The sequence below is a fragment of the Microcoleus sp. Pol17C6 genome, from assembly GCF_036701145.1.
In the GTDB taxonomy this organism is placed as follows: domain Bacteria; phylum Cyanobacteriota; class Cyanobacteriia; order Cyanobacteriales; family Microcoleaceae; genus Microcoleus.
In genome coordinates, this window is sequence record NZ_JAUBQH010000100.1 from 1 (window position 1) to 13479 (window position 13479).

Here is a 13479-nt window from a genome sequence, read left to right on the forward strand (position 1 = left end):
ATCCCAACGGAAGTCTGAATTTGACTGTTAAATTCACCTTGACCGCCATTACCAATAATTTCTACACGCCCCGCATCAATCGTGATGCTTCCGGCATCTCCTTTGCCTAAAGATGCAGTAGAAATAAGTCCTCCATCCCGGAGAATTACTAAAGGTGTGGAAATGTTCATACTCCCTCCCCGAGCAGCAGAGTTGGTATCAGCGGAGATGAAACTAGGATTCCGACTGCCATTCGCCAAAACTCCAGAAATACCCTCTAGTCTGACTGACTCAGTAGCTTTAATTGTTAAATTACCTCCTGGCCCCCCAGTTGTATTCAACGGTTGGTTGCCCACAACCGATCCACTAGATAAACTAATTCCGCCCCCTTCAGAGATCCTCAACCGCTTCGTGTCGATATAAATGTCTCCGGCTTTCCCATTAATGCTGATTGCGGTTGCACCAATCAAGGTTGCTACCGGACTTCCCGTGGGAGTCCGCAGCACTTCTACTGATTCCGAAGCTTTAATGTTGATATTCCCCGATGGTGCTTCACTGCGAGTGGTGCTGATGAGCGCACTGCCATCGCGTACGATAAAACGTTCTCCCTCAAAGCTGATATTTCCTCCCCTACCCGTACTCCCCGCGAGTGTGCCGGTGTTGATCCCTGAACCGACCAGATCGAAAACCCTGGCACGGAGGGTCATATTTCCGGCGTTGCCAGCACCTAATGTAGCGCTACCCGATACGGTTCCATTGTTGATCAGCAGTTGTCCGGTATCGATTAAGATGTTTCCCGCATCTCCCATGCCAGCAGTGCTAGTTTCCAGCAGAATCTGTGGGTCAAAAGGGTTGATTTTTCCAGAGATTGTATAATTTTTGACAAAGTTTTGAAAGCTCTCAAATCCAATCCCGATCAGTTCTACTGAATCGGTAGCGCGGATATTGACAGCGCCTCCTGCACCACTTCCTGCTGTCAGCGTGGAGATTTGCGCCCCACCTTGGGCCCGAAACTGTTGAGCGTTAATATCGATGCCCCTACCATCGATATTTCCCAAAGTTAGCGCATAAATTCGCCCATTGTTGAGGTTGACATTTCCACCTCGAATCTCGACTTGACCGCCACCAATTCCACTGGTGTTGATCAATGAACCCTTAGTTATTTCAATATTACCAAAGTTGGAAATCTTGTCATAGTTTAAATTTAATCCAAAAGGCGTTGACCCCAATCCAACCATCCCCGGACTAGCGACGCTACCGAGCAAAATTTGTCCGGTAGATGCAGTGAGTGTTCCCTGATTTAATTCTATATCTCCGCCCACTAGGGCAAGAGTTTGTCCGGGCCCAACTCCTAAGCCCATGTTATTGAAAATCGGCGGGATTGCGGGGGGTAATTGTGGTAAATTTAAGGCTGGTGCTGCTGAAGAGTTAATGATTTTTCCCGGATTTTCTCGAAAATTTAAACCGATAGGTATATTGACATTTAACAGGGGTAAAAATTGCGGATTGCTGCTGCTGAATTGATAGCCATTATTGAAAACTACGCTATCAGCAGAACTTGCTAAAAATGAACCGCGCAAATCTAACCTCGCATTGGAACCGAAGACAATTCCTTTGGAATTAAGTAAAAATAAGTTGGCATTTCCTTCGACTCCCAACACACCTAAAATATTAGAAGGATTGCCACCCGTAACGCGGGTAAAAATATTCGCAATTCCGTTAGGATTGGCAAAATATGCTCCTCTGCCTTCACCCACGTTAAATTGTTGTAAACTGTGAAATAAATTTACTCCGCGAGTTGCACCGCCAGTGATTCTATCTGAGGGTAATTTGTTGATAGTATCGGGAATAGTCCGTGAACTTTCCGCACCCAAGCTGCTGTCTGGGATGATTTGGGCGATCGCAGGGAAAGGAAACAGCAGTAAAAATGCAAAAAATAGGGCGGAAGATTGGCGCTGCATCTTTGAAGTCTGGTTAATTTAATATTAGGAAAATAGCGAGGGATTAGCTAAAACCTAAAGAGTACCTATCGAGGTACGCAAACACCCGTCGATTTCGGACTGCGAAGAGATGTACCACCACCAGAATTATACGCTACCAGCGTCACTTTTCCTTGCTCATCCATTACCCAACCTTGAGCAGGAATAATTTCTGTTGGCCGAACGTCTATGGATGCTCTTTTGCCTTCTACTTGCTGACTTCCACCTACCGCTGGTTCCACCCAAGGAAACGGCGATGCTGCGCTGCTGAGGGCATCATTAGGACTCGGTGGCACTCCTCCTTTGCCAGTGACGGTAAATGCGCTATCGACCCCTTGCGTGCAAGGATTTGCGGCAATTAAAGCAGCGGGATCGACCACATTTTGCGGCAGTTCCACTAAACCTTGAGCAGGATTCACCCCAGAAGCACTAAATGTTACACTACCTTGCAAATCCGGGCCGCTACTTTGGGAAATCGCCGCAATATCGCTAGTAGGAATTAGAGAAGTCGGACTTACTTGCAACGCTGCAAATTCAGCATCTGTTAATCCCAAATTACTCCTGGCTTGTTCGCGGTTAAGGCTTGTAAAGCCAAATATATTTGGTACATTGACCGTAACTTGTCCGCCCCTAGCTGTGCGAGCATTAGCTGTAATATCGCTATTTTCTCGCGGTAAAGCTACCAAAATATCGCTATTAATTCTGATATTACCGCCCTCAGAAACACCTGCATCGGTGGTAATTCGGCTACCGCGCCGTAACTGAATATCTTGCGCTTGCAGGTTAATATTAGCACCGGAACCAGTGACCGTTGTGCCATCAATTATGCTTTTATTGTCCAGGGCAATGGAGTTCGCTACAACGTTAATATTGCCAGCCCTACCTGTTCCTGAAGATTGAACATTAACAACTGCACTATCCCGAAGAATCAATTGATTAGCATTCAAATTCAACGAGCCTGCATTTCCGCTAGCATTGGAATTGACAGCATTAAACGCCCTACCAGCCGAGGCCTCAATTCCACTCCTCAACCCACTGTTACTCCCAATACCTTGCACTTGTAAGCGATCGGCATTAATTGTAATATCTCCTGCATCTGCTATACCCAAAGAAGCCGCAGAAATAACGCCGCCATTCTGCACAGTTAGTTTAGGTGTTGACAGGCGGATATCTCCACCTCTACCAGAACTTGCAGTTTGAGTAACAAAAGAACTTGCTACATAGCCCGCATTCTCCAAAAATCGTGACTCACCACTCACTTCTATAGAGTCGGAGGCTCTCACAGTTAAATTTCCTCCCGTCCCCCCACTTGTAGAAAACACGGCTTCGCCAAAAATTGCACCAGTCGTTAAACTAATTGTGGCTCCATTAGAAACACTCAACCGCTTAGTGTCGATCGTAATATCCCCACCTTTTCCATTCCCATCAAAAGTATTCGTGCCGAGCCGAGTTTGCCCTAGACCTACAGGAAGACTACCCGATAATTCCACCGATTCACTCGCTTTAATCGCGATATTCCCCGATGCTCCATCACTAAGGCTGAAGCTGGCAAACGCACCGCCATCGCGCAGTATTAACCGTTGCGCTTCAACAGAGATGTTTCCGCCTTGACCAGTGCTTTCGTTCGTTGTTCCGTTATAGAGCGTTGAACTGATGAGTTCGACCGTGTTGGCGCGGATAGTCAAATTTCCGCCATTCCCAGCACCAAAGGTGGGGGCACCAGCCACTACCCCATTGCTCATCAACAGCCGTCCGGCTTCAATGTTAATATCTCCGGCTGCTCCACTGCCAATAGTGCTAGTGAACAGAACAATTTGCGAAATAAAGGGGTTGCCTGTTCCAGATGTCTGAAAATTTTCTGTAAGCTGCTGATAGCCCTCAATTCCCAACCCGATCATTTCTACTGAGTCAGTAGCGCGGATGTTGATATCGCTTCCTCTCCCCTCTCCTAATGTGGAGGCGAAAATTTGCGACCCCCCCTCTACTCGCAAGTTTTGGGAATTGATGTCAATGCCTCTACCATTTATATTTCCGAGTGTCAGTCCATAAATTCCTGAACCATTAAGATTAATATTTCCACCTCGAATATCGACTTTCCCACCTCCTAATCCGCTGGTATTTATAAATGCACCGTTCATTTCAATATTGCCGAAGTTCTGAATACTGCTATAGTTTAAATTCAGACCTAAAGCTGTTGGTTCAAATTGCACTAAACCTGGACTATTGACACTACTCAGAAGAATTTGTCCGGTATAAGCAGTTAGATTTCCTCCTTGGAGTTGAATGTCACCGCCAATTAATGCTAAAGTTTGACCGGGATCTACGGCCAAACCGAGTTTTTCAAAAGCAGGAATTTCTATGGGTAGTGGTGGTAAGGCTGAGGTAGGAGCCTTTGTTTGGGAAGAGTTGACAATTGTACCGGGATTGTCTCTAAATCTTAAACCCACAGGAATATTGATTGCTAACAATGGCACTGCATTAGAATTAGCTGCACTAAATTCAAAGCCATTATCAAAGAGAATTCCGCTACCGGTTGCACCGACAAATGAGCCGCGCAAATCTAACCGAGCGTTGGGACCAAAGACAATTCCTTTGGGATTAAGTAAAAATAAGTTGGCATTTCCTTGGACTCCCAAGACACCTAAAATATTAGAAGAATTGCCACCCGTAACGCGGGTGAATATGTTGGTGATTCCGCTGGGATTGGCAAAATAGGCTCCCCGCCCTTCACGGATGTTAAATTCGCGCAAGCTATGAAAGAGGTTAACGCCACGAGTTGCACCGCCTTCTATTCTATCTGAGGGTAAGTTTTTGATAGTATCGGGAACTGTCCGTGAACTTTCTGCGCCCAAGCTATTATCGGGGATGATTTGAGCGATCGCGGGGAAAGGAAACAGCAGTAAAAATGCAAAAAATAGGGCGGAAGATTGGCGCTGCATCTTTGAAGTCTGGTTAATTTAATATTAGGAAAATAGCGAGGGATTAGCTAAAACCTGAAGAGTACCTATCGAGGTACGCAAACCCCCGTCGATTTCGGACTGCGAAGAGATGCACCACCACCAGCATTATACGCTACCAGCGTTACTTGTCCTCGATCGTCCATTACCCAACCTTGAGCGGGAATAATATCTGTTGGCCGAACGTCTATGGATGCTATGAGGCCTTCTACTTGCTGACTTTCACCTACCGCTGGTTCCACCCAAGGCAACGGCGATAGAGGGCTGCTGAGGGCATCATTAGGACTTGGTGGCACTCCTCCTTTCCCAGTGACCGTAAATGCGCTATCGGCCCCTTGCGTGCAGGGATTTGCAGCAATTAACGCAGCCGGATTGACCACATTTTGCGGCAGTTCCACTAAACCTTGAGCAGGATTCACCCCAGAAGCACTAAATGTTACATTACCTTGCAAATCCGGGCCGCTACTTTGGGAAATCGCGGCGATGTCGCTGGTAGGAATTAAAGATGTAGGACTTACTTGCAACGCTGCAAATTCAGCATCTGTTAATCCCAAAGTCGCTCGCACCTGTTCGCGAGTGACTGATGTAAACCCAAAAACATTGGGGACATTAATATTAACCCTACCACCTTGAGCCGATCGCGCATTGGCTGTGATGTCGCTGTTTTCTTGCGGGAGGGCGACCAGAATATCGCTTTTAATGTTGATATTACCACCCTCAGAAATACTTGCATCCGTTGTAATTCTGCTGCCTCGGCGCAACTGGATATCTCGTGCTTCAAGGTTAATATTTGCTCCGGGACCGGATGCCGTTCTACCGTCAATGCTGCTTTGGTTGTCAAGAAAAATTGAGTCTGCTTTGACGTTAATGTTACCAGCGCGTCCCGATCCCAAAGCTTGCAGATTGAGTGTTCCTTCATTGCGAAGAATCAACTCCCCGACATTTAGATTCAACGAACCTCCGTTAGCCGTAGCATTAGGATCTATAAGCTCAGAGGCAATCCCAACGGAAGTCTGAATTTGACTGTTAAATTCACCTTGACCCCCATTCCCAATAACTTCTACACGCCCCGCATCAATCGTGATGCTTCCCGCTTCTCCGCTGCCTAAAGATGCAGTGCTAATAACTCCCCCACCCCGCAGAGTCAGTACAGGTGTAGAAATGTTGATACTCCCTCCCCGATTAGCAGTGTTGGCATCAGCACAGATGAAACTGGGATTCCGACTGCCGTTCGCCAAAACTCCAGAAAAACCCTCGACTGTTACTGACTCAGTGGCCCTAACTGTCAAATTACCTCCGGGCCCCCCAGTTGTATTCAAGGGTTGGTTGCCCACAACTGCTCCGCTAGATAAACTAATCCCGCCTCCGTCAGAAATCCTCAACCGCTTCGTGTCGATATTAATGTCCCCAGCTTCCCCATTCACACCGCTGGCAGTTGAGCCAATTAAACTTGCTACGGGACTTCCAGTGGGAGTCCGCAGCACTTCTACTGATTCCGAAGCTTTAATGTTGATATTCCCCGCTCCTCCTTCACCGCGGGTGATGCTGATCGCACTAGCACCGTCGCTTACTGTTAAACGTTTTCCCTCAAAGGTGATATTTCCTCCCCTACCCGTACTCCCCAAAAGTGGGCCGCTGTGGATTGCAGAAGCGAGCATATCTAAAACCCCGGCACGGATGGTAATATTTCCGGCGTTGCCAGCACCTAACGTGGTGGTAGTCAATGCGCTTCCATTGTCCATCAGCAATCGTCCCGTGTCGATCGTGATGTTTCCGGCGGCTCCCATGCTATTAGTGCCAGTTATCAGCAGAAGTTGTGGGTCAAAAGGGTCGAAAGAGCCAGATACCGTATAGTTACCACCAAACACTCTATAGTTATCTAATCCAATTCCGAGCATTTCTACTGAGTCGGTAGCCCGGATATTGACAGCGCCTCCCGCACCACTTCCTGCTGTCAGCGTGGAGATTTGCGCTCCACCTTGGGCCCGAAACTGTTGAGCGTTAATATCGATCGCCCTGCCATCAATATTTCCCAAAGTCAGTGCATAAATTCGCCCATTATTGAGGTTGACATTTCCACCTCGAATATCGACTTTGCCACCACCGATTCCACTGGTATTTATCAGTGAGCCGTTGGTTATTTCAACATTACCAAAGTTAGAAATATTGTCATAGTTTAAACTTAATCCAAATGGCGTTGCCCCCAATCCAACCATCCCCGGACTAGCGACGCTACCCAGCAAAATTTGTCCGGTAGATGCAGTGAGTGTTCCCTGATTTAATTCAATATCTCCGCCCACTAGAGCGATAGTTTGTCCGGGAGCAACTGAAGCGCCCATGTTATTGAAAATCGGCGGAATTTCTGGGGGTAATTGTGGTAAATTAAAAGCTGGTGCTGCTGAATAGTTAATAATTTTACCCGAATTTTCTCGAAAATTTAAACCGATAGGTATATTGACATTTAATAGGGGTACTGATTCGGGATTGCGGCTGCTGAATTGATAACCATTATCGAAAACTACGCTATCAGCAGAACTTGCTAAAAATGAACCACGCAAATCTAACCGAGCGTTGGGACTAAAAACAATCCCTTTTGGGTTAATTAAAAACAAGTTACCGTTTCCCAAAACTCCCAGAGTTCCTAAAATATTAGAAGGGTTGCCACCAGTAACGCGGGTAAAAATATTCGCAATCCCGTTAGGATTGGCAAAATAGGCTCCCCGCCCTTCACGGATGTTAAATTCGCGCAAGCTGTGAAAGAGGTTAACGCCGCGAATTGCACCGCCTTCTATTCTATCTGAGGGTAAGTTGTTGATATTATCGGGCACTGTACGCGAACTTTCTGCACCCAAGCTATTATCGGGGATGATTTGAGCGATCGCGGGGAAAGGAAACTGCAGCAAGAATGCAAAAAATAGGGCGGAAGATTGGCGGCACATCTTTGAAGTCTGGTTAATTTGGTATTAGGAAAATAGCGAGGGATTAGCTAAAACCTGAAGAGTACCTATTGAGGTACGCAAACACGCGTCGGTTTCGGACTGCGAATAGATGCACCACCAATAGAATTATAGGCTACCAGCCTTACTTGTCCTCGATCGTCCATTACCCAACCTTGAGCGGGAATAATTTCTCTTGGTCGAACTTCTATGGATGGTAGGGGGCCTTCTACTTGCTGACTCCCACCTACCGCTGGTTCCACCCAATTAAACTGGCTAGAATTGCTGCTGAGAACCTCGTGAGGACTCGGTGGCAATCCCCCCCGCCCCGTCACAGTAAACTCGTTCTCGGCCCCTTGGATGCAGGGATTTGCAGCAATTAAGGCAGCCGGATTCACCACATTTTGGGGCAGTTCCACTAAACCTTGAACGGGATTCACTCCAACAGAACTAAATGTTACCGCCCCTTGCAAAGCCGGGCCGCCGCTTTGGGAAATCGCGGCGATGTCGCTGCTGGGAAGCAGAGATGTAGGACTTACTTGCAACGCTGCAAATTCAGCGTCACTGAGTCCCAACCTGTTTCTGACTTGTTCGCGACTCGCTGCTGTAAAACCAAAAACATTGGGAACATTGATATTCACGCGGCCGCCGCCTGCTGTGCGGGCGTTGGCTGTAATGTCGCTGTTTTCTTGCGGGAGGGCGACAAGAATGTCGCTGTTGATGTTGATATTGCCGCCGTCAGAAGTGCCTGCATCGGTGGTAATTCGGCTGTTGCGGCGCAACTGGATGTCTCGCGCTTGCAGGTTAATATTTGCTCCAGTACCGGATACAGTCGTACCGTCAATCATCGCTTTGTTGTCAAGAGCGATCGAATTTGCGACAACATTAATATTACCAGCGCGTCCGGTTCCCGTAGCCTGCACTGTCACTGTAGCTCCATCTCTGACAATTAGTCGATCGGCATTCAGATTCAACGAACCGGCATTTGCCGTCGCCTGGGGATTAGTACCAAATATCTTGCCCACCGAAGCATCAATTGTACTGACAAACAGACCATTATTTCCGCTGCCGCTGACCTCAATGCGATCGGCATTAACAGTAATATTCCCCACATCTCCCACCCCCAAAGAACTCGTAGAAACTATCCCCCCATCCCGCACGGTTAGGCTTGGCGTATCAATACGAATATCCCCACCCCGACTCGAACTCAAAGTTCCAGAAGTCAATGCACTCGCATTCTGAATTCCGCTGCTCAAAAGTTGAGAAATGCCTGAAATTTCTACTGATTCAGTAGCCCTAACTGTTAAGTTTCCAGCAGGCCCGCCCTCCTGAGAAAACAAAAACCTGCCAACTAAAACACCCGTTCCTAATGTAAACGCCGAACCTCCAGAGAGAGTCAACCGCTTGGTATCGACGTTAATATTCCCCGCCCTGCCGTTAGATGCGATACTCAGGGTGCTAATTCCGGTTGACACAACCGTTGTCGGGCCGCTGTTAGACAATTCTACTGATTCAGCAGCATTAATGTTAATATTCCCCGACGGGCCGCTGCTGTAGCTTGTGCTACCCAGAATAGAACCGTCGCGCATAATTAATTTCGCGACATCAAGACTAATGCTTCCTCCCGCACCGCTACTTTCTTTAGCTGTCCCGTTGTTAATTCCAGAACCCACCATCTCAAAAGTATTGGCACGAATAATTAAATTGCCGCCATTTCCACCGCCAAAAGCAATGCCGCTACCTACTACCCCATTGTTGAAGAGCAGGCGGCCGGTGTCGATCGTAATATTCCCCCCCGAACCAGCACCAGCACTAGCATTAAACAGCGTCATTAGCGGGTCAAATGGGTCTGTAGTTCCCGATACTAAATATTTAATTGCAACCTGTTGATAGCCCTCCACTCCCAGCCCGATCATTTCTACTGAATCAGCAGCACGGAAGTTGATATTACCTCCTGCACCATCTCCTAAAGTCAAAGTAGAAAATTGCGTGCCATTTTCCACTCGCAACTTTTGGGCGCTGATATCGATACCTCTACCATCAATATTTCCCAGTGTCAGCGCATAAATTCGCGCCCCGCTGAGGGCGACATTTCCACCTTTTAACTCTATTCTGCCGCCACCGATGCCGCTAGTGTTGATGAGTGTTCCATCGGATATTTGAATATTGCCGAAGTTTTGAATATTGTCATAATTTAAAGTTAAATTTCCCTTTTCCCCCGCTGTCATTGCAAAATTAACTAAACCGGGATTGGCTGCGCTACCGAGTAAAATTTGTCCGCCGCTGGCGGTTAAATTGCCGCCTTGCAGTTGAATGTCGCCACCAATCAGTGCTAAAGTTTGACCTGGTTCTACTGCTAAACCAACTCGATCGCTAATTGGGATTGGCACAGCAGAGGCTGGGAGATTTACCTTCCCTACAGCCGTCGATTGATTGACAATTGCACCGGGATTGTCTCTAAATCTTAAACCAACGGGAATATTAACGGTTAACAGGGCAGATGTTTGTGGGTTGGTGGTACTGAATTCAAAGCCGTTATTAAACACAATACTGTCAGCGGTTGAACCGATAAACGAACCGCGCAAATCTAACCGCGCATTAGGTCCGAATATAATTCCTTTCGGATTAATTAAGAATAAATTGCCGTTTCCCAAAACTCCCAGAGTTCCTAAAATATTAGAAGGATTTCCGCCAGTAACGCGGGTGAATATGTTGGTAATTCCGCTGGGATTTTCAAAATAAGCTCCCCGCCCTTCACGGATGTTAAATTCGCGCCAACTGTGAAAGAGGTTAACGCCGCGAGTTGCGCCGCCAGTGATTCTATCTGAGGGTATGTTATTGATAGTATCGGGAACTGTCCGCGAACTTTCCGGGCCCAGGGTATTATCGGGAATAATTTGGGCGAAGGTTTTCGAGGAAAATAGCAACAGGAAAGCAAACAGTAGGGAGTAACTTACGGGCAGGCAAGATGCCCACACTACAGTCCAATATAGTATTTTTGCAACAGGCATCTTACCTGTTTTTGAGAAGGGTGAAAATAGTAAAGAGTAATGGAAGGGAGGCATAAAAACACTCTTTCCAAGATAATTTTTTTTCGGTGTAATCTCATCTCGTTTCTCTAAATGTTTTGAATTTGGCTGCTGAGTACAAGTTGCTCGACTGTGATTTCTAGTTCGGGAAAAGTTTTAGAGATAATGCGCTCATTACCTGTAAAACTTTGAATTACATAACTGCCATTTTCCAAAGAGTAAACGAAAACTGTGGGAATTTTGGGATTTCCTAGATAAGCCCTAGAAGCGATCGCTAAATAGTCCAGAATCCAATACTCACAAATGCCGAGCCTTTGATACTCATCTAGTTTATCCACATAGTCGTCTTCCCAGTTAGTTGAGGTAACTTCTACTGCTAATTGGATAGGTTCGGTAAGGGCTCCGTAGCCACGTACATTGCTGTTCCATACTGATGCCTTAACCACGCCGACATCAGGATTTCTGCCTTGCTCTTGTCCTGAAGCTGTTACAGTTCTTAAAACTATATCTTTGTCAACGATATAGTCAAGCCCCAAGCGCTCGCTTTCTCTGTCGAAAGACTTAACAAGAAATCGTGCCACATTTTTATGAGATATGGTTGCTTCCACTTTGACAATCTCCCCATTTACAAGTTCGTAGATACCAGATCCATCTGGGTAATTTTGCAGGAAGTCTGCAAATGTTAGTTTAGTTTTTGTCTGAATCATAAGACAATCCTCTTGTGTTAACTACGTTATAAGACTAGATTGCAAAAATTGCAAATTATCCTTAAAATATCTGCGTTGATCTGCGTTATCTGCCTTGGATCTGCGGTTGAGCTATCAATCCAAAAAATATACAAATTGTTGTCGCCGACAGAATTAGGAATGAGAATTAAATAACTTACACAAGTTTGTGGGGTGGCCCGCCCGTCCAAAAAGGGCGGGCGGGACACCCCACGTGAGTAAGTTCTGATGAATGTCTCAATTTTTCCGATCGACCGAGTGTTATCTCGACTCTATTTCACCCATCAAGTTAACTTTTCACTACTATAATAAAGATAGCTTTTTTCAGTGCTACGGCTTAAGTAATTGAGTCGAATCGTGCGGCGAACTAAATCGAGGGAAGGAGATTCTGATGGGGAGCAAGAAGGGGTTGAGATACATCATCGATATGCGGTACTTTTAGACTATATACAGTATTGTACCGCAGCCGCGATACAATTATAAGTTGTGCCGTCGCGCCTGCAACAGAACGCGCTGAGCATTTTGAAGGTACAATTACTTTATGAGCGAAGAAGATATTTTTACTCAAGCATTAGTAGATCGTTTATCCCTCAATCTCACGTCTGCTCACGTAGCAAGGAAAATGAGCTTGCTCTACGACTTGTCGGTAGATGAGCGTGGAGCCGTTCAGATGGGCGTTGATATAGATACAGGGGAGCCGATTCGAGGCAAAGGAAAAGGTTTCGAGCAAGACATCTTAATTTATGAGAAAGTGAATGAGGCACATACCTCTATTGTGCCCCGAATAGTCGTAGAGGTGAAGTACAATCATGTCACAACGCACGATGTCATCGTTTGTAAGGATTCAGGTCACTGAACTCCTTGCTGGGCAAAGACTTTAGATCTGGAGCTTGATGCTAAATAAATCTCTATTCTCAATAAAAGACAAAAAATGACAGTTTTTCGTCCTTTATTGACAATCAACCACGAAAGGCAAAAACCCTTATTTTGCCCTACAACCCTTGCCAGACAAGCGTTGGAGCCGCAAGTTTTTAGACCTGAATCCTTACCATCGTTTATTCAGAGAAGGCCAATCGTATTCGCAGAATTTATCCGTATGTGCGCTACGGCCTGTTGTTAGGTAAATTCAAAACTGTTCCGGGGCGAGTGCTGAGACTTGGGCAAGAGTTCGATTTTATCTGCACATTACAGCATCCGTTCGTTGATGCACAAATTCAGGATTTGCGGCAACTCTTGATGGATGAGGTTCAAGTGTCCATCTCACTGGGTAAGTTGTTGACCGGCAAGATTAAGACCTCAATGGTTCATAGAAAGCTGTTGCTCAAGGGCAGCTAAGCGCATCTTATCAAAAGACAACGGCACAACAAGGCGCTGCACACCGACACCCGGAAGCGCCAGAGTGAGGCACGAACGGCGGCGCTTCCGGGTGCGGGTGAGCTTGGGCGTTAGGCTGCATTATTCCAATGAATTAGCAGGCACAAGAGATTCCAAAAACTGCAAGAATACACAAAATAGTCAACTGTTATGGCTAAAAAATGACTGGGATGGACTCAACGTTGATAATTTCAAAAGGTTTTGCACTATGAGCAGCTTAATTAAGAAGAAGCATTTTAGATACTTTCTTTTATTTTCCTCTCCCATTTTTACGGGTATTGTTATTGTTTTCAATCCTGATAGAGCTATGGGTGATATTTTAAAGCGGGGTGAAATAAGTTTAGAACTAGCTCAGGCTCCAAATACCTCTACTACAAACAGAGCTATCTGTAATTCGGATAAGAAAACTATTGAGGGACTACTTAACAATACTCCGGACAGTTTTTAGGCAGCCAGAGTACCATAAGACAAGACTGAAGGAAGATTTGGATGATTTAAAA

The 13479-nt window shown here is 46.1% G+C and carries 8 protein-coding genes; 3 read left to right on the forward strand and 5 right to left on the reverse strand.

The features are described from left to right. From QUA25_RS27720 to QUA25_RS27740, 5 genes are all read right to left on the reverse strand, one after another. A partial coding sequence (locus QUA25_RS27720) for a two-partner secretion domain-containing protein (protein ID WP_333042813.1) occupies positions 1-1940 on the reverse strand: 1940 nt, incomplete at its 3' end. Between the two features lie 65 nt (positions 1941-2005). Next, a complete protein-coding gene (locus QUA25_RS27725; RefSeq protein WP_333042814.1) occupies positions 2006-4897 on the reverse strand; it encodes an S-layer family protein in 2892 nt (963 codons plus the stop codon). 65 nt (positions 4898-4962) lie between these two features. After that, positions 4963-7854: an S-layer family protein gene (locus QUA25_RS27730; protein ID WP_333042815.1), complete on the reverse strand. Its 2892-nt coding sequence runs from the start codon at positions 7852-7854 to the stop codon at positions 4963-4965. A 65-nt stretch (positions 7855-7919) separates the two neighbouring features. After that, positions 7920-10862, reverse strand: coding sequence for a two-partner secretion domain-containing protein (locus QUA25_RS27735; protein ID WP_333042817.1), 2943 nt, complete (start codon positions 10860-10862; stop codon positions 7920-7922). A gap of 107 nt (positions 10863-10969) precedes the next feature. Next, positions 10970-11587 carry a Uma2 family endonuclease gene (locus QUA25_RS27740; RefSeq protein WP_333042819.1) on the reverse strand — a complete coding sequence of 206 codons (618 nt, stop codon included), beginning with the start codon at positions 11585-11587 and terminating at the stop codon, positions 10970-10972. A gap of 559 nt (positions 11588-12146) precedes the next feature. On the opposite strand from QUA25_RS27740, the gene QUA25_RS27745 reads away from it, so the two are divergent. The 3 genes from QUA25_RS27745 (at position 12147) to QUA25_RS27755 (ending at position 13427) form a co-directional block, all read left to right on the forward strand. Next, positions 12147-12461 (forward strand): hypothetical protein, encoded by a 315-nt coding sequence (locus QUA25_RS27745; protein ID WP_333042821.1) that lies wholly within the window; start codon positions 12147-12149, stop codon positions 12459-12461. A gap of 242 nt (positions 12462-12703) precedes the next feature. Then, positions 12704-12940, forward strand: a complete 237-nt coding sequence (locus tag QUA25_RS27750; RefSeq protein ID WP_333042823.1) for a hypothetical protein — start codon at positions 12704-12706, stop codon at positions 12938-12940. A gap of 247 nt (positions 12941-13187) precedes the next feature. After that, complete coding sequence (locus QUA25_RS27755; protein WP_333042825.1) at positions 13188-13427, forward strand: hypothetical protein; 240 nt, start codon at positions 13188-13190, stop codon at positions 13425-13427. Positions 13428-13479 lie beyond the last annotated feature (52 nt).

What these genes read in the sequence shown, in the direction of transcription:
- QUA25_RS27725 (WP_333042814.1), bottom strand. Translation starts at nt 4,897, where the DNA reads ATGCAGCGCCAATCTTCCGCCCTATTTTTTGCATTTTTACTGCTGTTT.
- QUA25_RS27730 (WP_333042815.1), bottom strand. Translation starts at nt 7,854, where the DNA reads ATGTGCCGCCAATCTTCCGCCCTATTTTTTGCATTCTTGCTGCAGTTT.
- QUA25_RS27735 (WP_333042817.1), bottom strand. Translation starts at nt 10,862, where the DNA reads ATGCCTGTTGCAAAAATACTATATTGGACTGTAGTGTGGGCATCTTGC.
- QUA25_RS27740 (WP_333042819.1), bottom strand. Translation starts at nt 11,587, where the DNA reads ATGATTCAGACAAAAACTAAACTAACATTTGCAGACTTCCTGCAAAAT.
- QUA25_RS27745 (WP_333042821.1), top strand. Translation starts at nt 12,147, where the DNA reads ATGAGCGAAGAAGATATTTTTACTCAAGCATTAGTAGATCGTTTATCC.
- QUA25_RS27755 (WP_333042825.1), top strand. Translation starts at nt 13,188, where the DNA reads ATGAGCAGCTTAATTAAGAAGAAGCATTTTAGATACTTTCTTTTATTT.